At 58.3% G+C, this 23,294-nt stretch carries 23 protein-coding genes; 11 read left to right on the top strand and 12 right to left on the bottom strand.

Features of this window, described 5'->3' with window-relative positions; genetic code table 11:
- Positions 1 to 285: 285 nt before the first annotated feature.
- From POR16_RS16925 to POR16_RS16905, 5 genes are all read left to right on the top strand, one after another.
- Positions 286 to 1,977 (top strand): NAD-dependent malic enzyme, encoded by a 1,692-nt coding sequence (locus POR16_RS16925; RefSeq protein WP_024669483.1) that lies wholly within the window; start codon positions 286 to 288, stop codon positions 1,975 to 1,977.
- Between the two features lie 234 nt (positions 1,978 to 2,211).
- The gene (locus tag POR16_RS16920) at positions 2,212 to 3,879 is read left to right on the top strand and encodes a phosphoethanolamine transferase (protein ID WP_005892102.1); all 1,668 of its coding nucleotides are present in this window, start codon (positions 2,212 to 2,214) and stop codon (positions 3,877 to 3,879) included.
- 150 nt (positions 3,880 to 4,029) lie between these two features.
- Complete coding sequence (rnd, locus tag POR16_RS16915) at positions 4,030 to 5,163, top strand: ribonuclease D (RefSeq protein WP_005892103.1); 1,134 nt, start codon at positions 4,030 to 4,032, stop codon at positions 5,161 to 5,163.
- Entirely contained in the window at positions 5,160 to 5,453 is a 294-nt protein-coding gene (locus POR16_RS16910; RefSeq protein ID WP_005892105.1) for a YcgL domain-containing protein, read from the top strand. Before rnd ends, POR16_RS16910 begins: the two co-directional genes overlap by 4 nt.
- 84 nt (positions 5,454 to 5,537) lie before the next feature.
- Positions 5,538 to 6,470, top strand: coding sequence for a D-2-hydroxyacid dehydrogenase (locus POR16_RS16905; RefSeq protein WP_024669485.1), 933 nt, complete (start codon positions 5,538 to 5,540; stop codon positions 6,468 to 6,470).
- A 66-nt stretch (positions 6,471 to 6,536) separates the two neighbouring features.
- On the opposite strand, the gene POR16_RS16900 is transcribed toward POR16_RS16905, so the two are convergent.
- Positions 6,537 to 7,130, bottom strand: a complete 594-nt coding sequence (locus POR16_RS16900) for a nitroreductase family protein (RefSeq protein ID WP_005892109.1) — start codon at positions 7,128 to 7,130, stop codon at positions 6,537 to 6,539.
- A 214-nt stretch (positions 7,131 to 7,344) separates the two neighbouring features.
- Here POR16_RS16900 and POR16_RS16895 point away from each other — a divergent pair, with 214 nt between their 5' ends.
- Complete coding sequence (locus POR16_RS16895; protein ID WP_005892111.1) at positions 7,345 to 7,794, top strand: YcgN family cysteine cluster protein; 450 nt, start codon at positions 7,345 to 7,347, stop codon at positions 7,792 to 7,794.
- A 9-nt stretch (positions 7,795 to 7,803) separates the two neighbouring features.
- Here POR16_RS16895 and POR16_RS16890 read toward each other — a convergent pair whose 3' ends face one another.
- The 7 genes from POR16_RS16890 to POR16_RS16860 all read right to left on the bottom strand — a co-directional run bounded on the left by POR16_RS16890 (position 7,804) and on the right by POR16_RS16860 (position 14,750).
- Positions 7,804 to 8,184: a YgaP family membrane protein gene (locus POR16_RS16890; RefSeq protein WP_005892113.1), complete on the bottom strand. Its 381-nt coding sequence runs from the start codon at positions 8,182 to 8,184 to the stop codon at positions 7,804 to 7,806.
- 98 nt (positions 8,185 to 8,282) lie between these two features.
- Positions 8,283 to 8,783, bottom strand: a complete 501-nt coding sequence (locus POR16_RS16885) for an RNA methyltransferase (protein ID WP_024669488.1) — start codon at positions 8,781 to 8,783, stop codon at positions 8,283 to 8,285.
- A 72-nt stretch (positions 8,784 to 8,855) separates the two neighbouring features.
- Positions 8,856 to 9,737 carry a copper resistance protein B gene (locus POR16_RS16880; protein WP_005892119.1) on the bottom strand — a complete coding sequence of 294 codons (882 nt, stop codon included), beginning with the start codon at positions 9,735 to 9,737 and terminating at the stop codon, positions 8,856 to 8,858.
- Positions 9,738 to 9,748: 11 nt separating this feature from the next.
- A complete protein-coding gene (locus POR16_RS16875; protein WP_042932392.1) occupies positions 9,749 to 11,470 on the bottom strand; it encodes a copper resistance system multicopper oxidase in 1,722 nt (573 codons plus the stop codon).
- Positions 11,471 to 11,694: 224 nt separating this feature from the next.
- Positions 11,695 to 12,069: a YajD family HNH nuclease gene (locus POR16_RS16870; RefSeq protein WP_005892123.1), complete on the bottom strand. Its 375-nt coding sequence runs from the start codon at positions 12,067 to 12,069 to the stop codon at positions 11,695 to 11,697.
- 67 nt (positions 12,070 to 12,136) lie between these two features.
- Positions 12,137 to 12,613: a cyclic nucleotide-binding domain-containing protein gene (locus POR16_RS16865; RefSeq protein WP_005892125.1), complete on the bottom strand. Its 477-nt coding sequence runs from the start codon at positions 12,611 to 12,613 to the stop codon at positions 12,137 to 12,139.
- Between the two features lie 76 nt (positions 12,614 to 12,689).
- Positions 12,690 to 14,750 carry a S9 family peptidase gene (locus POR16_RS16860; protein WP_005892127.1) on the bottom strand — a complete coding sequence of 687 codons (2,061 nt, stop codon included), beginning with the start codon at positions 14,748 to 14,750 and terminating at the stop codon, positions 12,690 to 12,692.
- Positions 14,751 to 14,882: 132 nt separating this feature from the next.
- Between POR16_RS16860 and POR16_RS16855 the strand changes: the two genes are divergently transcribed.
- From POR16_RS16855 to POR16_RS16845, 3 genes are all read left to right on the top strand, one after another.
- Entirely contained in the window at positions 14,883 to 15,359 is a 477-nt protein-coding gene (locus POR16_RS16855; protein WP_005892128.1) for a hypothetical protein, read from the top strand.
- Positions 15,360 to 15,433: 74 nt separating this feature from the next.
- Positions 15,434 to 16,222, top strand: coding sequence for a class II glutamine amidotransferase (locus POR16_RS16850; RefSeq protein ID WP_005892130.1), 789 nt, complete (start codon positions 15,434 to 15,436; stop codon positions 16,220 to 16,222).
- Positions 16,223 to 16,268: 46 nt separating this feature from the next.
- Positions 16,269 to 16,793 carry a DUF2937 family protein gene (locus tag POR16_RS16845; protein WP_024689925.1) on the top strand — a complete coding sequence of 175 codons (525 nt, stop codon included), beginning with the start codon at positions 16,269 to 16,271 and terminating at the stop codon, positions 16,791 to 16,793.
- A 33-nt stretch (positions 16,794 to 16,826) separates the two neighbouring features.
- Here the strand turns inward: POR16_RS16845 and POR16_RS16840 are convergent, their stop codons facing one another.
- The 4 genes from POR16_RS16840 to POR16_RS16825 form a co-directional block, all read right to left on the bottom strand.
- The gene (locus POR16_RS16840; protein ID WP_005892133.1) at positions 16,827 to 17,543 is read right to left on the bottom strand and encodes a WbqC family protein; all 717 of its coding nucleotides are present in this window, start codon (positions 17,541 to 17,543) and stop codon (positions 16,827 to 16,829) included.
- A gap of 197 nt (positions 17,544 to 17,740) precedes the next feature.
- On the bottom strand, positions 17,741 to 18,919 hold the full coding sequence (locus POR16_RS16835; RefSeq protein ID WP_005892135.1) for a vWA domain-containing protein: 1,179 nt from the start codon (positions 18,917 to 18,919) through the stop codon (positions 17,741 to 17,743).
- Between the two features lie 39 nt (positions 18,920 to 18,958).
- Positions 18,959 to 19,804 carry an AAA family ATPase gene (locus POR16_RS16830; protein WP_005892136.1) on the bottom strand — a complete coding sequence of 282 codons (846 nt, stop codon included), beginning with the start codon at positions 19,802 to 19,804 and terminating at the stop codon, positions 18,959 to 18,961.
- Positions 19,805 to 19,981: 177 nt separating this feature from the next.
- On the bottom strand, positions 19,982 to 21,052 hold the full coding sequence (locus POR16_RS16825) for a DUF748 domain-containing protein (protein WP_024669494.1): 1,071 nt from the start codon (positions 21,050 to 21,052) through the stop codon (positions 19,982 to 19,984).
- A gap of 127 nt (positions 21,053 to 21,179) precedes the next feature.
- Here POR16_RS16825 and cysK point away from each other — a divergent pair, with 127 nt between their 5' ends.
- Together cysK and POR16_RS16815 are read left to right on the top strand one after the other, a co-directional pair.
- Positions 21,180 to 22,154 carry a cysteine synthase A gene (gene cysK, locus POR16_RS16820; protein ID WP_005892144.1) on the top strand — a complete coding sequence of 325 codons (975 nt, stop codon included), beginning with the start codon at positions 21,180 to 21,182 and terminating at the stop codon, positions 22,152 to 22,154.
- A 176-nt stretch (positions 22,155 to 22,330) separates the two neighbouring features.
- Positions 22,331 to 23,269 (top strand): aspartyl/asparaginyl beta-hydroxylase domain-containing protein, encoded by a 939-nt coding sequence (locus POR16_RS16815; RefSeq protein WP_005892146.1) that lies wholly within the window; start codon positions 22,331 to 22,333, stop codon positions 23,267 to 23,269.
- Positions 23,270 to 23,294: the final 25 nt, after the last annotated feature.

Here is a 23,294-nt window from a genome sequence, read left to right as displayed (position 1 = left end):
GGGGCTTCTCACCCCCTTTCGGCACACTTTGCCAAAGCGCTTTTGGCGCTGATTGGCAGCAGAGCGCTGCGCGGCGAATGGCTTCATTGGGCTGCTCTGTGCGCGACAAAATGCCGCAACCGTTCTGTGGGCGAGTAATATGTGCCACCTGACCCACGCGCCGAATGTTTTCGGCATGGCCTGATGAGAACTGGCGACAAGAAAAAATAACAAGAAATGAGCCAGGCTGCCCGCCTCGGTCGACGTACAGAATTAATGAGTAGACGAAAAAGGCGACTAGAGAAAATGACCAAGACTTCGCGACCTTTATACATTTCCTACGCAGGTCCCTCGCTGCTGGAGATGCCGCTGCTGAACAAAGGCAGCGCCTTTACCCCGCAAGAGCGGGTTGAATTCAATTTGATCGGGCTGCTGCCGCAGAACGTCGAAACCATCGAAGAGCAGGTCACCCGGGTTTACAGCCAGTACAAACAGTGCGCTAGCGACCTGGACAAGCATATTTACCTGCGTTCGATTCAGGACAATAACGAGACCCTGTTTTTCCGCCTGCTGGATTCGCATCTGGACGAGATGCTGCCGATCATCTACACGCCGACAGTGGGGCAGGCGTGTCAGGAGTTCTCCAAGATTTACCGCACGCATCGCGGCCTGTTCATTTCCTATCCTGAGCGCGACCGCATCGATGACATCCTGCGCAGTGCCACCAAGGACCGTATCAAGATCATTGTGGTGACCGACAGCGAGCGAATTCTCGGCCTTGGCGACCAGGGTATCGGCGGCATGGGGATTCCGATCGGCAAGCTGTCGCTGTACACCGCGTGTGGCGGGATCAGCCCGGCCTATACGCTGCCGATCGTGCTGGACGTCGGGACTAACAACCGCGAGCTGCTGGACGACCCGATGTACATGGGCTGGCGTCACGAGCGGGTGTCGGGCAAGGAATACGAAGACTTCATTGCGCTGTTCATCGATGCGGTTCAACGTCGCTGGCCGGACGTGCTGTTGCAGTTCGAGGATTTCGCCCAGTCCAACGCCATGCCGCTGCTTGAGAAGTACCGGGACGAGCTGTGTTGCTTCAACGACGACATTCAGGGCACCGCTTCGGTTGCCGTGGGCACGTTGCTGGCGGCCTGCAAGGCCAAGAATGAAACCCTTGGCCAGCAGAAAGTGGTCTTTGTCGGCGCAGGGTCTGCGGGTTGCGGGATTGCCGAGCACATCATCGCTGCGATGCGCATCGAAGGCCTCAGCGAAAGCGAGGCGCGCAAGCGAATATTCATGGTTGACCGCTTCGGTCTGCTGACTGAAGGCATGGGTAACTTGCTGGACTTCCAGCAACGTCTGGCGCAAAAAACTGCTGATGTCGCTGGCTGGACGGCAGGTACGGAAGACTTTCCTCAGCTACTCGACGTGGTGACGCACGCCGGTGCCACCGTATTGATCGGCGTGTCCGGGCAGCGCGGCCTGTTCACCGAGCAGGTAGTGCGTGAGCTGCACAAGCACTGCGCCAAACCACTGGTGATGCCGCTGTCGAACCCGACCTCGAAAGTCGAGGCTACGCCGGAAGAGATTCTGCGCTGGACTGACGGCAACGCGCTGGTTGCGACTGGCAGTCCGTTTGCGCCGGTCGAGATAAACGGCCGTACCGTTCACATCGCGCAGTGCAACAACTCTTATATCTTTCCGGGCATCGGCCTTGGCGTGGTCGCTTGCAAGGCATCGCGCATTACCGACCGCATGCTGATGGCCGCGTCAAATGCGCTGGCCGAGTGTTCGCCGATGGTCACGGGGCAGGGCGATGCGGTCTTGCCACCGCTCAAGGAAATCCAGCAGGTCAGCCGCAAGATCGCGCTGGCAGTCGCCAGAGAGGCCCAGGCTGAAGGGCTTGCACTGGATACCTCGGAGGAAGCGTTGCTGGAAGCCATTGAACGCAATTTCTGGCTGCCGGGTTATCGCGCCTATCGACGCCGTTCGGTCTGACCGGGCGCCGCTTGAACCGTGACGCCTCTGCAAACCTGCTTGCAGGGGCGTTCTTGTGAATACGAGGGGCAAAGCGTGCGCCGTGATGCTTTCCTGTGAAATAACCTTCATTCAACCCAATCGTCTCATCTTTTTCACATAAAATTGATGAGGCGCTGCCTACAGTCCGCGCCATCGGGGAGTTGCCTGGTTCCTGCTATGCCCGATGCACATTAATTAGATAAGCAGACCACAATGCCGACACCCAGAACTGTTCGTCCAGAGTTTGTAACCTTGCTTGCCAGTGGCTTTCTTTTATTCGGTTTCAATCTCAATCTTTGGCAACACCTGTTTGCGATTACGAGTTCCGATGCCAAAGGCATTGCCATGCGCGTTGCATTTGGATTGATGATTTTCTGTGTGTTCAATATCGCACTGACGCTGATTGCATTCCGTGCAGTGTTTAAACCGGTGTTGATCTTTCTGTTTATGGTCAGTGCCGGTGTGGTCTATTTCATGACCGAATACGGGGTCATGATCGACGCAGGCATGTTCCGTAACTTTGCCGAAACCAACGTGACGGAAGTGCAAGGGTTGCTGTCCCTGAAGCTGGTGTTGTACATCGCGTTATTAGGCGTACTGCCTTCGCTGATACTGTGGAAAACGCCTGTTGGCTATCGTCCCTGGCACCGCGAGCTGTTCAGCAAGCTGGTGGTGGCTGTGGTCTGCAGCGTTGTCATCGGCGCAGCGGCGCTGGCTAACTATCAAGGCCTGTCTTCGTTGTTTCGCAACCATCACGAACTGCGTCTGATGGTCGTGCCGAGCAATTACATCGGTGCTTCGGTGGGTTATCTGCGTGAGCAGGTCGTCTCTGCCCAGCGACCGTTCGTCAAGATCGGCGAGGACGCCAAGCGCTCGTCGGACTGGGCGACGCATAGCCGTAAATCCCTGACGGTGCTGGTGGTCGGCGAAAGTGCCCGGGCCGAGAACTTCGGCATACTGGGCTATGGTCGCAACACCACACCGAACCTGAACAAAGAGAGTGGTTTGGTGGCGTTCACCGATGTTTATTCCTGCGGTACTGAAACTGCAGTTTCGGTGCCATGCATGTTTTCCAACATGGGCCGCAAGGATTACAACGCCACCGTGGCGCGCAATCAGGAAGGCTTGCTGGATGTGCTTAAGCGCGTGGGCATTAACGTCGTGTGGCGCGACAATCAGGCAGGCTGCAAAGGCACGTGTGATCGCGTGACATTCCAGGATGTCAGCAACCTCAAAGACCCGCAGTTGTGTACGTCCCACGAGTGCCGCGATGAAATTCTGCTGCAAGGCCTGCAGGGCTTTATCGACAACCTCGACAAGGACACGGTTCTGGTTCTGCACCAGATGGGCAGTCACGGCCCTGAATACTACAAGCGCTACCCAAAAGAGTTTGAAACCTTCACCCCTGTGTGTGAAAGCAATGCGCTGAACAACTGCAGCCGCGACACGATCGTGAATGCCTATGACAACACGCTGCTGTATACCGATCACGTGCTGTCCAGCCTGATCGATCTGTTGCGCAAGAATCAGAACAAGGTCGATACCGCCATGGTGTATCTGTCGGACCATGGTGAATCACTCGGTGAATACAACCTGTTCTTGCACGGCACACCCTATGTATTGGCCCCTGACCAGCAAAAACATGTGCCTTTGCTGATCTGGTTGTCCGATGCGTATCAGAAGTCCTTTGCGGTAAGCCCTGAATGCCTGGCAAAAGAGCGCAATTCCCCGTTGAGCCAGGACAATCTGTTTCACTCGATGCTGGGTTTGCTGAAAGTGGACACCAAGGTCTATAACCCGGCGCTGGATATGTTTGCCAACTGTCGGAGTGAGGCTAGAGCAACTGACCAGGCGTCCAGTGTGCCTGGCGCCGCCGAGTGAAGCGTGGGCGCCAGGGGCAGTCGGTATTCGGGACACGCGTCGCCGTTCCTGTCAGTCATTTGCATGAAGAACGGCCAGACTCGGACGACAGACGCGCGATATTCTTCGATGACGATATATACTGCGCGCCATTGTTGAAGGGAGAGCCATGTGGCCATCGATATTCACTGGATTCGCGACGACGACAGCCTCGCCCTGTATTGCGCACAATGGCAGTCGCTGCCGTTTGTCGCGCTCGACACCGAGTTCATGCGGGTCGATACGTTTTACCCGATAGCCGCGTTGCTGCAGATAGGCGACGGAAAAAGCGCGTGGTTGATTGATCCGCTGCTGATCAATGACTGGCGGCCCCTGTCTGCGTTGCTTGAAAATCCCGACGTGATCAAAGTCGTTCATGCGTGCAGCGAAGACCTCGAAGTCTTGCTGCGCCTGACTGGCAGCCTGCCGGTTCCGCTGTTCGATACTCAGTTGGCAGCTGCTTACCTGAACCTCGGTTTTTCCATGGGCTATTCGCGACTGGTGCAGGAGGTGCTCGACATCGACCTGCCCAAGGGCGAAACCCGCTCTGACTGGCTGCAACGCCCGCTGTCGGAGACGCAGATCAGCTATGCCGCCGAAGATGCAGTACACCTTGCCGAGCTGTTTGCCATCCTGCGCCCGCGTTTGTCCGATGACAAATACGCCTGGTTGCTGGACGACGGTGCCGAACTGGTCGCCAATCTGCGCCGTGAAGTTGACCCTTACGAGGTCTACAGGGATGCCAAACTGGCCTGGAAACTGTCGCGTGCCCAACTGGCGGTGCTGCGCGAATTGTGTGCCTGGCGTGAGCGTGAGGCGCGCGCGCGCAACCTGCCGCGTAATCGCATCGTGCGCGAGCACTCGCTCTGGCCGCTGGCAAAAACGCAGCCGGACAACCTCGGCGCGCTGGCCCGTATCGAAGACATGCACCCGCGCACTGTTCGTCATGATGGCGAGTTCCTTCTCGAACTGATCAAGACGGCGAGTAGCCTGCCGCCGGAACAATGGCCGCCTGCGCTGCCCGAGCCGCTTCCGGTAGACGCTGCCGGTTCGATCAAACGCCTGCGTGCGATCGGTCAGCAGTACGCCGAGAAAATGGACATGGCGCCCGAGCTGATGCTGCGCAAGAAGACCCTCGAAGCCCTGCTCAAGAGCGGTTACCCCGACGGTCCTTACCAATTGCCCGATTCGTTGCGTGGCTGGCGTCGCGAATTGATGGGTCAGGCGCTGCTCGACAGCCTGGCAACCCCTGGAGAACAGTCTTGAAGCGTATCTGCTCGATTTATCGCAGCCCGAAAAAGAACGAAATGTACCTTTACGTGCTCAAGAGCGATGTCCTCAAGCGTGTGCCACCAGAATTGCTGGTGGCGTTCGGCAAGCCGGTGCATGCCTTTGATCTGGTGTTGAGCCCGGAGCGGGCGCTGGCGCGTGAAGACATCAATCTGGTGTTGTCGAATCTCGACAGTCAGGGCTATCACCTGCAGATGCCGCCGGCTGAAGACGAGTACATCGAGCATTTACCCGAAGAGCTGCTGCGCCGCAACGATCCCATGTGATTGTTGCTGCGGTTGTAAATCGTGTCGTAAAAGCGGTCCACATCGGTTGTGGGTTGCCTGTCCTGTTTTTAAGGTTTTTGAAACATGCGCGTTCTGATTGCCGAGCACGACTACCCCGTTTATACCCAATTGTTGCGCAAGGCTGTGCCTGAACTGGACGTCTTGAGCAGCGGTGACTCTGCCGAGCTGTCGCGGATGGCCAGCGATTGCCCGGTCTGGCTGGGGCAGCCGGACCTGATGGCCAACCTGTTGCGTCAAGGCCACAAGCCTCAGTGGCTGCAATCTACCTGGGCGGGTATTAACCCGCTGTTGATGGGCGGCCTGTCGCGGGATTATCGCCTGACCCGCGCGGTGGGCATTTTCGGTCAGGTCATGGCCGAATTCGTGTTGACCTACATGCTTGGCCACGAACGTGAGGTGCTGGCGCGATTGATGAGCCAGGTCGAGCGCAAGTGGGACAACCGCACCGGGCAAAGTCTGGCGGGCCGCAAGGCGTTGATCGTCGGAGCCGGTGATATCGGCCAGCGCGTCGCGGAGTTCCTGCTGCCCTTCGGCGTACAGGTCTATGGCGTGGCATCTACTGCACGCACCCAGGAGCCGTTCGTTGAGGTGGCCGCTCTGGCGGACATCGGACGCCTGGTCGGTGAGGTGGATTACGTCATCAATCTGCTGCCCAACACGCCCGAGACTCATGATCTTTACGACGCGAAGCTGTTTGCCAGCTTCAAGCCCACGGCGTTGTTCATCAACGTCGGGCGTGGCATTTCGGTGGTTGACGCAGATCTGGTCGAGGCATTGAGGGTAGGGCATCTGGCGGGCGCAGTGATTGACGTCTGTCGTCAGGAGCCGCTGCCGCAGCGCCATCCGTTCTGGACCGCCTACGGTCTGCTGTTGACCGGGCACAGCTCGGCGCCGACATCGCCGGTAGCCATGACCGAGCTGTTCGTGCATAACCTGAAAGCCTTTCAGGCCGGGGAGGCCTTGCGCGGGGAAGTGGATTTCTCGCGCGGCTATTGAGTTGACCGCTGGAGGGCCGACGCCCAAGGCGTCGGCCTTTCTGTTTCAGTCCGGGCAAAAAAACGGTTACAGCGAAAAATCACCTTCAGCTGCGAGTTCTGCCAACGGTTTGCGCGGGCTGGGTAATTCGCGACCTTGCAGGTATTCCGGCAGTGTCGACTTATCACCCAGCTTGCCGATCGCGATGGCAGCATGCACCGCGTAGCCTTCGGGAATATTCAGCGTCTTGCGCGTCAGGTCCTGATCGAAACCGGCCATGCCGTGGGTGTGCCAGCCGTCAAGACTGGCTTGCAGCGCCAGGTAACCCCACGCCGAACCGGTATCGAATGTGTGCCACAGGGCCGGGCTTTCTTCCGTTGCGCCGGGCGCGGTGAAGGTAGTTTTGGAAATCACGATCACCAAGGCAGCAGCATGTTGCGCCCAGCTGCGGTTGAACTCGTTCAGCAGACCCAGGTAGCGCTCCCAGTTCGGTGTGTCACGGCGCGCATACAGAAAACGCCAGGGTTGCGAGTTGTAGGCAGAAGGCGCCCAGCGCGCGGCTTCGAAAAAGCTCAGCAGCGTTTCCTGCTCAATGCCTTCACCGCTGAACGCGCGGGGCGACCAGCGTTCGGTGAATTGAGGGGCGATAGGGTGGTCAGCGATGCGAGGGTTTGTGCTCATGAGAATCCTTGATAACACTAAAGGTTGGGAAACGAGCGTGGCTGGATGGGCCGTGGTCGGCAGGCATCGTCCGAACGCGCTGAAAACGCGCTAACGCTACTGTTTTGCTTTCTGGCTGACAAGTCCCGGCTACCGACAGTCGCAAGTGCTTGGCCCGCACCCCGTGTACCTCTAGACTGGCGGCCTTTTCATTATCGATACCGTTGCTCGACTCATGGCCGCTAAAGTTGAACCGTTCTGGATTCGCAAGACCCTCGACCAGCTCGATATGCAAGAGTGGGAATCACTCTGTGACGGCTGCGGTTTGTGCTGCCTGCAAAAACTCGAAGATGAAGAGGACAACAGCGTTTATTACACGCGGATTGCCTGCAAGCTGCTGGACCTCAAGACCTGTCAGTGTTCCGACTATCCGAACCGAAAGGCGTCGGTGCCGGACTGCATTCAGCTGACGCCGGGTCAGGCTGACGAGTTCAAATGGCTGCCGCCGACCTGTGGCTATCGTCTGGTCAGCGAGGGGAAGGATTTGCCGCTTTGGCACCATCTGGTGTGCGGTGATCGCACTGCTGTGCATCATGAGCGTATCTCCCAGTCCGGCCGCATGCTCAGTGAGAGCACGGTGGCCGAAGACGACTGGGAGGATTACCTGATATTTCGCGCAGGTTGAACGCTTAGCTTAAACGACCGGCTTTGGCTCGGTCAGCGCATCAACGCTTTTGGCCGCGGCATCCTTGACGGCATTTTCAGCGTCGTCTTTCAGGTTGTTCAACTCGGCGCCGGCACGTTCGATGCTCGAACGGGCGCTTTGCAGATCGCTACGGCCTTTTTCCATCAGCGTCTTGGCGGCGCAATGACCGCTGATGCCGCGAGCCAGCGCTGCGCCACCGATGGCCAGCTGGATGAGGCCCAGAAAACCGCCACGGCGGACGCCTTTGCCCATGATCAGCACGCCGCCGGCCAGCGAGCCGATACGTTCCCAGCCGTTAACGTTCTGAGCGGGTTTTTGCTTGAGCAATTCAGGTGTGTCAATGCGTTCGATGATCGGGGTGTCGCGCATGATGGCTCTCCATGAGGTTGTGGTGCGGAGGTAGTCTGTTGGAGCTCGGTTCAGAGAAACTGACTGCCCGCTGACAACACAGGTTCAATGCTTTTGTGTCAGTGGTCGCTCGACGGATCAATTTTTTCCCGACCAAATTGCGGACCCGAGCGCGTATTGATGCCTTTGGCCATGCGATCGTAGAGCACGACGTTGACGGTGGCCGCCAGGTTCATGCAGCCCTCGGTCGGGATATAGACCACGTCTTCGCACCAGTCTCGTATGTCCTGATCCAGCGAGCCGTCTTCCGGGCCGAAGATATACAGCGCCCGATCAGGATGCGTGTATTCGGGCAACGCACGGGCGCCTTCCACCAATTCGACAGCAACCGGAATACAGCCCAGTGGCAGGATGCTCTTGAGGTCTTCGATACCGATCAGTGGAATGTCCTGATGGATCTTCTTGGTGTCGGTGATGAAGTCCCGGGCGCGCTCATAGCGCTTGCCTGTATAGAACACCGACGCGACGCCGTAACAGCCCGCCGCCCGCATGACCGAACCGACGTTTTCCGGGGACTTGGGGTTGTAAAGACCGATGCAGGCATACCGTTTGTTGGCCACGGGGAGGGTGCTCTGTAGAAAACCGGGGATTATACGGCAGGGTTGCGGCAATGCCATTTGCATTTCCGCGGCTCAGAACCATACGCGCAGGCCCGCCACCAGCCGTGCTTCGGCAACATCGTCGCCTTCTTCGCGGGCGAAGTCGGCGGTATTGCCGTAGGACCGTTCCCAGGTCACGCCCACATACGGAGCGAATTGGGGGGTGACTTCATAGCGCAGCCTCAGGCCCAATTCGCTTGTCGAGAGGCCTGAGCCGTTGCCGCGTTGCGGATCGTTCTTGCCGAAGAAATTCAGTTCAGCAGTGGGTTGCAGCACCAGATTATTGGTCAGCAACAGGTCGTAGTCGGTTTCCAGACGCGCGGAGGTCTGCCCGGCCTCGCCTATAAAGGCAGTCGCTTCGACGTCAAGATCCGAAATCGCCTGGCCTTGCAGGCCGAAGGCTGCCCAGGTTTGCGGGGCGCCAGGTTTGAAGTCCTGACGTGCGCCAGCCGCTACGTCCCACGACGAACTGACCGAGTGGCCCCAGAGCGCCTGGACTTCCGCCTCTTCGGTCTTGCCGTTGGTTCGCTCGCCTTCGGAGCGCAACAGCAGACGGTTGATATCGCCGCCGATCCAGCCGGACAGGTCCCAGGCCAGCGCACTGCCATCGTTGGCGTCCTGCCACTCCAGCTTGTCGGCCAGAAAGTAACTGTTGATGGTGTTGTCGTAAATCTGATGGCCTGCATGGCTGGTGTAGACAGCAGCACGATCGGCATCGGTGACGGGCGGGATCGGCGTTCTGCTTTGCGTTGCAGCGTTGCCGTTATCGCTGTCTGCGGCGTCCATCGGCATCGAGTGGCTGCCGTGATCCATACCTTCCATCTCGGCCGCCAGTGCTGGCGCCCAAGGGGCCATGACCAGACCTGTGGTCAACAGCAGGGCTGGCAGGCGAAGCAAATTGCGCGATCCATTCAACCTTGAAATCCTCATTCTTCCACCCGCACTTCGCGGAACATACCCATTTCCATGTGATACAGCATGTGACAGTGATAGGCCCAACGGCCGAGAGCATCAGCGGTGACGCGATAAGTGCGACGTGAGCCGGGCGGCATGTCGATGGTGTGTTTGCGCACCTTGAACTGCCCGTGCTCGTCTTCCAGATCGCTCCACATGCCATGCAGGTGTATCGGGTGGCTCATCATCGTGTCGTTGACCAGCACGATGCGCACCCGTTCGCCATATTTGAGCGCAATGGGTTCAGCGTCGGAAAACTTCACGCCGTTGAACGACCAAGCGAATTTCTCCATGTGGCCGGTCAGGTGCAGCTCGATAGTGCGGCCTGGCTCGCGGCCGTCAGGGTCCTGGAACGTGCTGCGCAGGTCTGCATAGGTCAGGACTTTGCGCCCGTTGTCCCTGAGACCGATACCCGGATCGTCAAGCTTCGGCGAGGTGGTCACGGCTTGCATATCGACCAGCGGGTTGCCGCTTTCACTGTCCGGGTGCGATTGCAGGGCAGGGGTTGCCTGCATCGGCATGTTGCCATGGTCCATGCCCGGCATTGAGTCATGGCTCATGTTGCCGTGATCCATCGCCACCATGCCGATGTCGTTCATGCTCAACAGCGGGCGTGGGTCCAGGGGCGGGACGATGGCTTGCAGGCCGGGCTGACTGGTCAGCGTGCCGCGGGCATAGCCTGTGCGGTCCATTGACTGGGCGAACAGCGTGTAAGCGCCTTCAGCCGGTTCGACGATGACGTCGAAGGTTTCTGCCACCGCGATGCGCAATTCGTCGACGACGACTGGCTCGACGTAAAGGCCGTCGCTGGCGACCACGGTCATTTTCAGGCCCGGGATACGTACGTCGAAATAAGTCATCGACGAGCCGTTGATAAGCCGCAAGCGAATGCGTTCGCCGGCTTTGAACAGCCCGGTCCAGTTCATGTCGGGCGCCTGGCCATTCATCAGGTAGGTGTAGGTCGCGCCGCTGACGTCTGCCAGATCGGTCGGGTCCATTCCCATCTTTGCCCACATCGTGCGTTCGGACGTGGTCGCGCTCCAGCCTTTCTCGCTGACGTCGTGGATGAAGTCGCCGACGGTGCGCTTGTTATTGTTGTAGTAGTCCGATTGCTTCTTGAGCTTTTTCATCACCTGGGCCGGGTCTTCATCGGTCCAGTCACTGAGCATGACCACGTGTTCGCGCTCGTAGCTGAACGGCTCCGGTTCTTTGGCGTCGATCACCAGCGGCCCGTAAACACCGGATTGCTCCTGAAAGCCCGAGTGGCTGTGATACCAATAAGTACCGTTTTGTTTGACCTTGAAGCGGTAGACGTACAGACCATCAGGCGCGATACCGTCAAAACTCAGCCCCGGAACGCCATCCATGTTGGCGGGCAGGATGATGCCGTGCCAGTGAATGGAGGTGCTTTCGTCGAGACGGTTTTTTACTCTCAGGGTGACAGTGTCGCCTTCACGCCAGCGCAACAGAGGGCCCGGAATGCCGCCATTGATGGTCAGTGCAGTCCTGGCCTTGCCGGTGATATTGACGGGGGTTTCGCCGATGGTCAGGTCGAACTCGGTGCCGGAGAGCCCGTCAGGCTGCCCAGGATTCGGGAGCGCCCATGCCGGGCTGCGCCAGAGCCCCAGGCCGCCGAGGACGCCGCTGGCAGCAAGCCCTTTCACAAAGGTTCGTCTTGAAGTTCGGGTGGGCATGGTGGGGTATCCGGTCAGTCTGTTCATTGCAGGCCCGCATGCGGGCTGCTTGCTCGGGGCAGTTCTGATGATGTTGGTCAGTCAGGAGGGAAGCTGGTGCAGGAGCTATCGTGGCAGGACAGTCATGAACGTATCCGAGTGCAGACCATTGCCTTCGCTGACAAGTCAGCTCCCACTTCGATATATGTCAGCCCGGTGACGGGTGCGTTGGCTTGCCCCCTCATTCATTCGTCTTTTTTCATCAGCCCGGCCAGTGCGGCGAACGGGTTGTGGGTGGCCTTGGCGGTTTTCGGTGTGCTCAGCGAGCCGTCGGCGAAGTATTGCTGGTCGGTGTAACGCGAATGTTCGTTATCGTGGCAATACAGGCACAACAGCTCCCAGTTGGAGCCGTCCTGCGGGTTATTGTCGTGATTATGATCACGGTGATGCACGGTCAGTTCGCTGAGGCGTTTGCCGGCGAATTCACGTGCGCATCGGCCGCAGACGTGGGGGTACATGCGCAGCGCCTTGTCGCGATAACCCATTTCACGGTCGCGCTGGGCGTCGGCCAGGATGCGGTCCAGCTTGGCAGTCTGGGAAGGAGGGTTGGCCGTGCTCATGGTGTCACCTGTGCGTTGTGCGCATTGAAAGCGGAATATCGGCAAGTTTAGCGCCAGATGGGCAAACTCACACCTGCTGGGAGAGTAATTGACCGTCGACCATGCGCAAACGCTTGGACAATGAGATAGCCAGGGCTCGAATGATCTTGGCGGCGATCTTCGGCGCTTCGTCGAGCATCTTGTCCAGCGAGTCGCGTCCCAGATTCAACAATTGGCAATGGGTCGACGCAATGCAACTGGCCGAGCGGCGTTCGCCATCCAGCACCGCCATTTCGCCAAAGGCCCGGCCGCGACGCAAGACTGCGATTTCCACCTGCTGGCCATCACTGGCAAGCTTCTGCACGGACACGGCGCCCTGATGGATGATGCACATGAACGTCCCTGCATCGCCTTCGGCAAAGATGGTTTCGCCTTTCTCGATGTCGGTGATGCTGAAGTACCCGGCGATGGTGAAGAAGTCGCCGGGCAGCAGTGTGTCGAACAGGCCGCAATCCAGCAGCATGTCGCGAATGGCGTTGTTCAGGTTGGACAGTGGTTCTGACATGTTCGGTCTTATAATCCTGACAAAGGGGCAACTCCGCTGCCCCCGATCCTAGTAAGACAGGCGTTTCACACCAAGTTCATTCGCAAATCTGCAATACCTTGAAGATAAAACCATACTCCAGTGCCACGTCGCGCAGGCCTTGGTAGCGACCGCTCATGCCGCCATGCCCGGCGCCCAGTTCGGTCTTGAGCAGCAGCAGATTGTCGTCAGTCTTGCGCTCGCGCAAACGAGCGACCCATTTGGCGGCCTCCCAGTACTGCACACGGCTGTCGTTGTAACCGGCAATCACCAGCATGGCCGGGTAGGCCTGAGCGCTGACATTTTCGTACGGCGCGTAAGCCTTTATCCGTGCATAAACGTCGGGTTCCTGAGGGTTGCCCCATTCATCGTATTCGGTGACGGTCAGGGGCAGTTCAGGGTCGAGCATGGTGTTCAGTACATCCACGAACGGCACGTCGGCAATGGCCGCCTTGAACAACTCGGGGCGCTGATTGAGCACGGCGCCGATCAGCAGGCCACCGGCACTGCCACCGCTGATCACCAACTGTTCGGCGTTGGTGAGCCCTGCAGCGATCAAGTGTTCGGCGCAGGCAATGAAGTCGCCGAAGGTGTTCTGCTTGTGTTCCTGCTTGCCGTTGCGATACCAGGCCTCGCCCAGTTCGCCGCCGCCGCGCACATGGGCGATGGCAAACGCCACGCCACGGTCCAGCAGGCTCAGGCGTGCATGGGAAAACCACGGGTCGAGGCTTTCGCCGTAGGCGCCGTAGCCATACAGGTACAGCGGGGTTGTCTTGCCGACCAGTTCGCGCTTGACCACCAGGCTGATCGGCACCTGAGTACCGTCACTGGCCGTGGCCCACAAACGCTGGCTGACGTAGGCGTCGGCGTCAAAAGTGCCCAACACCGGGGTTTCCTTGAGTACCACTTGTTCGCCGGTGGCCAGTGCCAGCTGGCGCACCTGTGCCGGACGGTTCAGTGACTGATAGCGAAGGCGAATTCTGTCGCTGTCAAACTCGAGCGTGTCCTGCACGTAGAGGCTGTAGGCAGCGTCCGGCAGCTGCACGCGATAAGCCGGCAGGTCCTGCGGGCGCACCTCGATGACCGGCAAGCCGCCTTCACGCAGGCTGAGGCTGATGCCTTTCGCGTTGAGACTGACGCCTTCGAGCATCACCTTCTCATCGTGAGCAACCAGCGTTTGCCAGTCATCGCGTACCGGTACGCCATCGGCTTTTTCTGCCGCGTAATACAGCGCGAAGTTGATGCCGCTCTGATTGCTGCGGATGAACCAGCCCCAGACACCATCGAGCAGGCCGTGATCAGGATAATATTCGTGACCTTCCTCGCGCGGCGCGAGGCAAATGAAGTCCTGCTCGGGATGGTCGGCATCGAGCACCCAGGCTTCGCTGGTGGTCTTGCTGTTGAGCAGGATGACCAGTTGGCGTTCGGAGCTGGTACGGAAGCAGTGCAGGAAGAATCGGCCGTCCGGTTCGTCGAAGACCAACTCTGCCGACGCGTGGCCAAGTGTGTGGCGATGCAGCTTGCCCGGGCGATGGGTGTCGTCCAGTTCGCCGAAAAACAGTGTCTGGCTGTCGTTGGCCCAAGTCATGCTGCCGTCGCAGTTTTCAAACGGCAGGCTGCTGATCTCGCCTGTGCTCAGTTCCTTGACGAACAGCTGATAGACCTCATCGCCGCTGGTGTCCAGGCTATAGGCCAGGCGCTGGTGGTCAGGGCTGATGCTAAACGCGCCCAGCGAGAAGAAGCCACCATTGGCCATCGCGTTAGGGTCCAGCAGCAGCTCTTCGCGACTTTCATCCACGGTGTTGGAATCGTCGGCCGGGCGCGGGCAGCGATAGTGGCGGGCGTACTCGTCGCCTTCGGTGGTACGCGTGTAATACAGGTACGGCCCCCAAGGGGAGGGCAGCGACAGATCGGTTTCCAGAATACGGCCCTTGATCTCCTGAAACAGGTTTTCGCGCAGCGCGGCCTGGTCCGCCAATTGTTGTTCCTGCCAGGCGTTTTCGGCCTTGAGGTAGTCGAGCACCTCGTCGGTGTCGCGATTCTGCAGCCAGGCGTAGGGATCGGAGCCGTCGGCCTTGCGAGCAATCGGGGCGCTGGAGGTTGCATTCGAAAAGGACATGCTGGTCTCTCTGTAAAGGCATCGATAACGAAAATATCGGTACACGCTGAACTGATTACTGAAGCGAGGCAAGCCGCGTCAGGCAAAAGCCGTTATCATAAGCGCCTCTCTACCTGCCTTACCACGGACGTCATGACCGAAAACGACTATCTGATCGCCTGGAGCGTCTACGCCTTCGCCGCATTGGGTTGCCTGCTGGTGTGGTTCCTGATGACCCGCTGGATGTGGCGGTATCTCAAGGAGCCGCTGCTGGTGGCCGTCGCGGTGCTGCTGTTCACGCCGACCATGGTCGACCCTGTCAAGGATGCGATGGCTCCGGCCATCGCAATCACCGCGCTCGACCTTATGTTCAAGGTTGGCAGCAACGTCTGGGCCGCCGTGTCGGATCTGGCCATGTATGGCATGTTCGCGTTCTGTGCGTACCTGCTGTTTGTGCTGATCCGCTGGCCGATCGAACGCAGCCGCAAGGCGCGTCAACCGCAGCCGGTTGCTCAGCCGGTCGAAACAGACCCCGCTGACGAACCGTTTGCCGAGGACGACTCGTTTGCCCGCAGAACCTCTGCGCCCCTTCCTCCGGCCAGAGGCTCGCGGGTAGAGCCGCGGTTGTAGATCCCGCTTCGCCGGCAGCGCCGCTGTGTGCGGCGCATGACCCGCCGCAAACGTCTTGAAGCGAGAACCTGAGCATGTGTGAACTACTGGGCATGAGTGCCAATGTCCCGACCGATATCGTTTTCAGCTTTACCGGGCTGATGCAACGTGGCGGCCGCACCGGCCCGCATCGCGATGGCTGGGGCATTGCGTTCTACGAAGGACGTGGCCTGCGCCTGTTTCAGGACCCCGCCGCCAGCAGCGAATCCGAAGTCGCGCAGTTGGTGCAGCGTTATCCCATCAAGAGCGAAGTCGTGATTGGCCATATTCGTCAGGCCAACGTCGGCAAGGTCAGCCTGTCCAACACTCATCCTTTCGTGCGCGAACTCTGGGGCCGCAACTGGTGCTTTGCGCATAACGGCCAGCTGGCGGACTTCAAGCCTGGCGTCACGTTTTATCGGCCGGTCGGCGACACAGACAGCGAGGCAGCATTCTGTGATTTGCTCAATCGTGTCCGTGAAGCGTTTCCAGAGCCGGTCGACATCGAAGAATTACTGCCATCGCTGATCCAGGCCTGCACTGAATACCGTCGTAAAGGCGTGTTCAATTGCCTGTTGAGCGACGGCGACTGGCTGTTCTGCTTTTGCAGTACCAAACTGGCGCATATCACACGACGCGCACCGTTCGGTCCTGCCAGGCTGAAGGACGTCGATGTGATCGTCGACTTTCAGGCAGAGACTACGCCACACGATGTTGTAACCGTCATCGCAACCGAGCCGTTGACCGAGAACGAAAACTGGAACCGCTACGAGCCGGGTCAGTGGAGTCTCTGGCGCAAAGGCGAGTGCGTGGTTCAGGGAACTGTCGAGACAACAGCGCTTTAACGGTGTCTACCCAGGCACACCGGATAAATGGAAAAGAGGGATATTGATGCTGCGAAGTTATCTGCGATTGGTCCTGTTCACGGCGGGCCTGTTGTTCGGGGTACAGATCCCCGGCTTTATCAGTGATTACAGCAAGCGTGTCGAAGCGCATCTGATCGAGGCGCAACAGGCGGTCAAAGGCTATAGCGCCACTGCGCAGCAGTTCTTCAAGGGCGATATACAGGCGCTGATTCAGCACTATCGCAGCAGTGAAGACCCTGTTTTTCGTGCTGATGCAGACAACATCGATACCTTGATGACCCGTACTCACATTCTTGAACGCCAATGGCTTGGGCTGCAGGGGGCCTGGTACTCCAAGGCCATCTTCGTGGCAACTTCTGCCGATCCGGATATTCGTCGCGAAACCTTCAACGGTTACACGTGGCAAGTCCTGCTGGCTCCGGAAGTGATCGCCTGGGGCATCATCACTGCATTGCTACTGGCGCTGGCGATTGAAAGCGTCGTTCTGCTGCTCGGCTGGGTGGTCAGTGGCGGACGACGCAAGCCGCAACTCGCGAGAGACCGTCACTGACCGCTGACAGGTGTTACAACACTGCCGGGCAGCTCATATGACTGCCCGTGTTTCGTTACGCAGATAGGCGAGCACTGTTTCGGGAGCGTTCCACATCAGCACATCGACTATCGAGAGGTTTTCGAAGAAGGTGTATGGCCCGGTGGAATAACTGAATGAAGCATGTTCGAGAAACCTCAGTTCCACGCCGCGTTCCTGCCATTCTTCAGGGATGAATATGTCGCGTCCCCCGGCTGCGTTGATGTACTGACGCGCCTCCAGCAGCGTGCTGATTTCCAGCGCCCATTGGCCGGCATGCTTTATCGGTGGCAGATCAAGCTGCAGCGTAGAACAGCGTTCCCAGTCGAAATTCATGCCCAGATAATCGCAGACCACTTTCAGGGAGCGTGTATTTATATCGCACAGGTGTGTGGCCGGTGTGCCGAGAGTCAGGTCAATCAGGTTCAGAGTTTCCTGAAAGTAGGGCGCTTTGTGCCGGTAATGCTCAAGCTGATGCCTGATTTTATGATGCGTCATGGCAAGGTCGGTCAGCGTGGCGTCCTTGATCAGCGTTCCCTCGCTGGCGCACACCGGCACAGTGATGTGTTGCCAGCCACCTTTGCCGTCCAGCACCCGATTGCGGTTCATCCAGCTCTTGCGTTTGTATTTGACGATGTCAAAGACAATGCCGCGCTGGACGGCCGCAATCAGCTGGAAATAGCCGATGTAGGGGAAAAAATAAGGCTGCATGATGCCAAGCGTTTCGTTCATGAGTCGTCCGCTGCGTGGCGACGGCGGGTCAGGCAAAACGATGGAGTTACTGCAAAACTGTCTACTCGATCAGCGCATGTCCGTCTGATGGGGTGTCTGGAATGTGTGAGCGTAGCTCATGACTCTGCAAATGGCCGAACCGATGCACAGGTTGTACGAGCTTTGGCCGCCAGGCCCGTACAACCGTCAATGTGCCGTTATTTCGCCAGGTAACGCATGCCTTCTTCCAGCCCGCGCAGGGTCAACGGGTACATCTGACCTTCAACCAGATCGCGCACGACATGGGTGGAAGTGGTGTACTCCCAAGCATCCTTGGGGTACGGGTTAATCCAGATGATCTTCTTGAACTTGGCCATGAAGCGCTGCATCCACACGTAACCCGGCTCTTCGTTCCAGTGTTCGACACTGCCCCCAGGCTGGGTAATCTCGTAGGGCGCCATCGAGGCGTCGCCGATGAAAATGACTTTGTAGTCTGCGCCATATTTATGCAGCAGGTCCTGCGTGGAGGTCCGCTCAGAGCCGCGGCGCAAGTTGTTCTTCCACACCGATTCATAGATGAAGTTATGGAAGTAGAAATACTCCATGTGCTTGAACTCGGTCTTGCATGCCGAAAACAGTTCCTCGCATACCTTGATGTGTGCGTCCATCGAGCCACCGATGTCGAACAGCAGCAACAGTTTGATGGTGTTGCGTCGCTCGGGGCGCATCTGGATGTTCAGAAGGCCTGCGTCGCGTGCGGTGTGGTCGATGGTGCCATCGATATCCAGCTCGTCTGCGGCGCCCTGGCGGGCGAATTTGCGTAGACGACGCAGCGCGACCTTGATGTTGCGGGTGCCCAGTTCAACCTGATCATCGAGGTTCTTGTACTCACGCTGATCCCAGACCTTGACAGCCTTGCCCTTGCGTTCGCCGGCATCGCCCACCCGGATGCCTTCCGGATTGTAACCGCCCGAACCAAAAGGGCTGGTGCCACCGGTGCCGATCCATTTGTTGCCGCCGGCGTGACGTTCTTTCTGTTCTTCCAGACGTTTCTTGAACGCCTCGATGAGTTTGTCGAGACCGCCGAGCGACTGGATCTGTGCGCGTTCTTCGTCGCTCAGTGAGCGCTCGAACTCCTTGCGCAGCCAGTCTTCCGGAATAAGCGCCTGCAAATGATCGTCGAGTTTTTCCAGACCGTTGAAATACGCACTGAAGGCGCGATCGAACTTGTCGAAATGACGCTCGTCCTTGACCAGAATCGTGCGCGCCAAAAAGTAGAACTCATCTATGTCGGCAAAGATTACCCGCTGTTTCAGAGCGTTGATCAGGTCCAGAAGCTCGCGCAGGGACACTGGCACCTTGGCCGCACGCATTTCGTTGAACAGGTTGAGCAGCATGGCTGTCGCCCTTTTTGGTAACAGGATGGATAAAGGCGATCAACGATTGCCGCGACGGCTCATGAACGCCAGACGCTCCAACAGGTGCACATCCTGCTCGTTCTTGACCAGCGCACCGGCCAGTGGCGGAATTGCTTTGGTCGGGTCGCGCTCGCGCAATACAGCTTCGCCGATGTTGTCGGCCATCAACAACTTCAGCCAGTCCACCAGTTCGGACGTCGAAGGTTTCTTCTTCAGACCTGGCACTTTGCGCACATCGAAGAACACGTCCAGGGCTTCGCTGACCAGGTCTTTCTTGATGTCCGGATAATGGACATCGACGATGCGTTGCAGGGTGGCGCGGTCCGGGAAGGCGATGTAGTGGAAGAAGCAGCGGCGCAGGAAAGCGTCCGGCAGTTCCTTTTCGTTGTTGGAGGTAATGATGATGATCGGGCGCTGCTTTGCCTTAATCGTCTCATTGGTCTCGTAAACGTAGAACTCCATCTTGTCGAGTTCCTGCAACAGGTCGTTGGGGAACTCGATATCGGCTTTGTCGATCTCGTCGATCAGCAAAATTACCCGTTCTTCGGACTCGAAGGCTTCCCAGAGCTTGCCCTTTTTCAGATAATTGCGCACATCGTGAACCTTGTCGACGCCCAGCTGCGAGTCGCGCAGACGGCTCACGGCATCGTATTCGTAAAGGCCCTGATGCGCCTTGGTGGTGGACTTGATGTGCCAGGTGATCAACCGTGCGCCGAAAGACTCTGCCAGTTGTTCGGCCAGCATGGTCTTGCCGGTGCCAGGCTCACCCTTGACCAGCAACGGACGCTCCAGCGTGATCGCCGCGTTGACCGCCAGCTTGAGATCGTCAGTGGCAACGTAGGCCGGAGTACCTTCGAACTTCATGATCCATCCTTTTCGCGTGGTCGCGCTTGGCCTGTTGGCACGCGTACCGTAATAGAAGCAAGCAATGCCAGGACTATAACTTGGCTGCCCGATGGCTGTGAACGTTGACGCCTCATTCAGTTCTTGAATGAGGCGTCACGCTGTGACCGGGCCTGGATGGCGCCGCTGTATTGCCGCTCAGGAGCCCTTGCTGTTTTCATACCGCGCATTGAACGCCTGGACAAATGCGTTGCGCAGGATCTGCAAAAAGGCCTGGAAGCCGCTGATGTCCTGCTGATGGACGCTGCCGCTGAGGTCGACACGGGTGGCGAACTGGTTCTCGCGCTGGTTTTTCAGCACGGTTTCGCTGGTGCCGACAAGTGCTTCCCAGACCGAGCGGAAAATGCCTTTGTCCTTGTTTTCAACATCCTGGTGCCAGTTGAAGACATCAACGTTGCGCAGCAAGGGCTTGATGTAACCCGTCAACTGGCCTTTATCGGCCTGTGCTTCAATCACAATATCGCCATCACCGGCGTTGAAGTCGAACTTGCCGTAGGCCGATGAAAAGTCATTGAGCTTCTTGAGCTGGATGCCGGTGGCGCGCAGGCGGAAGTCGAAATCCTCGAAGTTGCTGAACGGGTCGAACCTGGCCGTACTTTCCAGATCGGCGTGGCCCAGCAGGCGCGCCTTGCCCTTGAACTCGGCATCGCGATTGCCTTCGACGTCCACCACGTTGGTGAGGTTGTAAAAACTGGCATTGACCTGGTCAGCGTCGATTTTCACTTTGGGCGTCGAATTGAAGTTGTTGAACGTGATGCGTCCATTGTTGATTCGCAATTCGTTCAGGGTGATCGGCAACAGCTTATCCAGTTGGGTACGCCAGTCGGTGCCCTGACCGGTCTGGGACGCTTGCTTGTTATTGCCGCCGTCGACGAAGTTGATCTGCGGGTCTGTGAACAAGGCTTTCGCCACCACTGCATGATCGTTCCAGAGCGAGTTCCAGCTGACAGCCAATTCGATCATGGGCGCATCGACAAATGGCACCGGAACCTTGCCATCGGTCTTGACGATCTTCAGCCCTTTGATCCGGTAGGCGCCGCGCCACAGTGCCAGGTCCACGTCGCTGATCTGCCCCCTGTAGTCACCCATGTCGGCGAGCTTGTCGTTGAGATAGTCGCGCACCAGGTACGGCAGGGCGATATTGATGGCGATCAGCAAGACGACCAGGGCGGCCATTGTCCATAGCGGCCAGCTGTAGCGACGTTTCATGACATGCGTCTCCTGTTTCAATGAGAGGATTGACTGCGCGCGCAGTCATACGTTCGGTCGGACTGGACGCCCATTGGATGGGGGCATAGGCTTTGGGTCTTTAACCGATGTGCACAAGGACACCATCATGAGTCGTATCTACGCGGATAACGCCCATTCCATCGGCAATACGCCACTGGTGCAGATCAACCGTCTCGCGCCGCGTGGTGTCACGATTCTGGCCAAGATAGAAGGGCGTAATCCAGGTTATTCCGTCAAGTGCCGTATAGGCGCCAACATGATCTGGGACGCCGAAAGCAGCGGCAGACTCAAGCCCGGCATGACCATTGTCGAACCCACGTCGGGCAATACCGGGATCGGTCTGGCGTTTGTAGCTGCCGCCCGTGGTTACAAACTGATGCTGACCATGCCGGCCTCCATGAGTATAGAGCGTCGCAAGGTGCTCAAGGCGCTGGGCGCTGAGCTGGTGCTGACCGAAGCTGCCAAAGGGATGAAAGGTGCAATTGCCAGGGCCGAGGAGTTGCTGGCGGGCGATCCCGAAAAGTATTTCATGCCTGCGCAATTCGAGAACCCGGCCAACCCGGCCATTCATGAGAAAACCACCGGTCCGGAAATCTGGTCCGACACCGACGGCACCATTGACGTGTTGGTGGCCGGGGTTGGCACCGGCGGCACTATCACTGGCATTTCCCGGTACATCAAACACACCGCAGGCAAGCCGATCCTTTCGGTTGCGGTCGAACCGGACAGTTCACCGATCATCACCCAGGCGATGGCCGGCGAAGCGATCACGCCCAGCCCCCACAAGATTCAGGGAATTGGCGCGGGCTTCATCCCGAAAAACCTCGACCTGTCGATTGTCGATCGGGTCGAGCGTGTGACCGACGAGGAATCCAAGGCGATGGCCCGGCGTCTGATGCAGGAGGAGGGTATTCTCTGCGGTATCTCCTGCGGCGCTGCGATGGCGGCTGCCGTCCGTCTGGCCGAGAAGCCGGAAATGCAGGGCAAAACGATTGTCGTGATCTTGCCGGACTCCGGCGAGCGTTACCTGTCAAGCATGCTGTTCAGCGACCTGTTCACCGAGCAGGAGTTGTCGCAGTAACACTTCTTCGAAGGTGTGTACTTCATGCGGGCAACGCAAGGGTTTATGATGGTCAGCTTGCCAGTCGCCGGGCGGGGTCTCTGCCTGCACGGCGCCTGCGGTCCTTTGTTCAATATCATGCATCACTGCTGCCTGCGTGACGTTCGGCGTTACTCGCCCGCTTCAAGGAGAGCTTCATGACCCTTTCATTTGTTGCCAAGGCATCGATCCTGATGCTGTTTCTCGGCAGCACGCTATATGTTCACCTGCGTGGGCGCGCGCGGCTGCCTTTGTTGCGGCAGTTCGTCAATCATTCGGCACTGTTTGCGCCTTACAACGCGCTTATGTACCTGTTTTCCAGAGTGCCGTCCGAACCGTATCTGGACCGCAGCAAGTTTCCTGAACTCGACATCCTCAAGGACAACTGGGAAACCATTCGCGACGAAGCCATGCACTTGTTCGACGAAGGCTACATACGTGCGGCCGAGAAGAACAACGATGCCGGTTTCGGCTCGTTCTTCAAGAAGGGCTGGAAGCGTTTCTACCTGAAATGGTACGACAAGGCGTTGCCGTCTGCCGAAGCGCTGTGCCCGAAGACTGTCGAGCTGGTCAACAGCATTCCCAACGTCAAAGGCGCGATGTTTGCGCTGTTGCCGGGTGACAGCCACCTTAACCCGCACCGCGACCCGTTTGCCGGTTCGTTGCGTTATCACTTGGGCCTGTCCACGCCCAACTCGGATGCCTGCCGGATTTTCGTCGACGGCAAGGAGTACGCGTGGCGCGACGGCCAGGACGTGATGTTCGACGAGACTTACGTGCATTGGGTCAAGAATGAAACCACTCAGACCCGGGTGATTCTGTTCTGCGATATCGAACGCCCGCTGACCAACCGTTTCATGACGCGCGTCAACCGCGGCGTCAGTGCGTTTCTGGGGCGTGCAACAGCACCTCAGAACCTCGATGACGAGCGTGTCGGCGGGATCAATCAGGCGTATGCGTTCAGCAAGCGTTTCAGCGACAGCTTCAGTGGCAAGGTCAAGCAGTTCAAGCGCGCCAACCCCAAGGCATATCGCGTGCTGCGCCCGGTGTTGGCGGTCCTCGTACTGACATTGCTGGGTTACTGGTTGTTCGGTTGATCTTCTGATGTATCGGGTTGCTTGC

This window comes from Pseudomonas coronafaciens pv. oryzae str. 1_6, assembly GCF_000156995.2.
Taxonomy (GTDB): Bacteria; Pseudomonadota; Gammaproteobacteria; order Pseudomonadales; family Pseudomonadaceae; genus Aquipseudomonas; species Aquipseudomonas tremae.
The sequence above is the reverse complement of the archived record's forward strand: the minus strand, read 5'-3'. Positions and strand labels throughout refer to the sequence as shown.

What these genes read in the sequence shown, in the direction of transcription:
- POR16_RS16900 (WP_005892109.1), bottom strand. Translation starts at nt 7,130, where the DNA reads ATGAGCACAAACCCTCGCATCGCTGACCACCCTATCGCCCCTCAATTC.
- POR16_RS16865 (WP_005892125.1), bottom strand. Translation starts at nt 12,613, where the DNA reads ATGTCAGAACCACTGTCCAACCTGAACAACGCCATTCGCGACATGCTG.
- POR16_RS16835 (WP_005892135.1), bottom strand. Translation starts at nt 18,919, where the DNA reads ATGCTGCTCAACCTGTTCAACGAAATGCGTGCGGCCAAGGTGCCAGTG.
- POR16_RS16905 (WP_024669485.1), top strand. Translation starts at nt 5,538, where the DNA reads ATGCGCGTTCTGATTGCCGAGCACGACTACCCCGTTTATACCCAATTG.
- POR16_RS16860 (WP_005892127.1), bottom strand. Translation starts at nt 14,750, where the DNA reads ATGTCCTTTTCGAATGCAACCTCCAGCGCCCCGATTGCTCGCAAGGCC.
- POR16_RS16825 (WP_024669494.1), bottom strand. Translation starts at nt 21,052, where the DNA reads ATGAAACGTCGCTACAGCTGGCCGCTATGGACAATGGCCGCCCTGGTC.
- POR16_RS16840 (WP_005892133.1), bottom strand. Translation starts at nt 17,543, where the DNA reads ATGAACGAAACGCTTGGCATCATGCAGCCTTATTTTTTCCCCTACATC.
- POR16_RS16890 (WP_005892113.1), bottom strand. Translation starts at nt 8,184, where the DNA reads ATGCGCGACACCCCGATCATCGAACGCATTGACACACCTGAATTGCTC.
- POR16_RS16920 (WP_005892102.1), top strand. Translation starts at nt 2,212, where the DNA reads ATGCCGACACCCAGAACTGTTCGTCCAGAGTTTGTAACCTTGCTTGCC.
- POR16_RS16830 (WP_005892136.1), bottom strand. Translation starts at nt 19,804, where the DNA reads ATGAAGTTCGAAGGTACTCCGGCCTACGTTGCCACTGACGATCTCAAG.
- POR16_RS16845 (WP_024689925.1), top strand. Translation starts at nt 16,269, where the DNA reads ATGCTGCGAAGTTATCTGCGATTGGTCCTGTTCACGGCGGGCCTGTTG.
- POR16_RS16895 (WP_005892111.1), top strand. Translation starts at nt 7,345, where the DNA reads ATGGCCGCTAAAGTTGAACCGTTCTGGATTCGCAAGACCCTCGACCAG.
- POR16_RS16850 (WP_005892130.1), top strand. Translation starts at nt 15,434, where the DNA reads ATGTGTGAACTACTGGGCATGAGTGCCAATGTCCCGACCGATATCGTT.
- POR16_RS16925 (WP_024669483.1), top strand. Translation starts at nt 286, where the DNA reads ATGACCAAGACTTCGCGACCTTTATACATTTCCTACGCAGGTCCCTCG.
- cysK (WP_005892144.1), top strand. Translation starts at nt 21,180, where the DNA reads ATGAGTCGTATCTACGCGGATAACGCCCATTCCATCGGCAATACGCCA.
- POR16_RS16855 (WP_005892128.1), top strand. Translation starts at nt 14,883, where the DNA reads ATGACCGAAAACGACTATCTGATCGCCTGGAGCGTCTACGCCTTCGCC.
- POR16_RS16870 (WP_005892123.1), bottom strand. Translation starts at nt 12,069, where the DNA reads ATGAGCACGGCCAACCCTCCTTCCCAGACTGCCAAGCTGGACCGCATC.
- POR16_RS16815 (WP_005892146.1), top strand. Translation starts at nt 22,331, where the DNA reads ATGACCCTTTCATTTGTTGCCAAGGCATCGATCCTGATGCTGTTTCTC.
- POR16_RS16875 (WP_042932392.1), bottom strand. Translation starts at nt 11,470, where the DNA reads ATGCCCACCCGAACTTCAAGACGAACCTTTGTGAAAGGGCTTGCTGCC.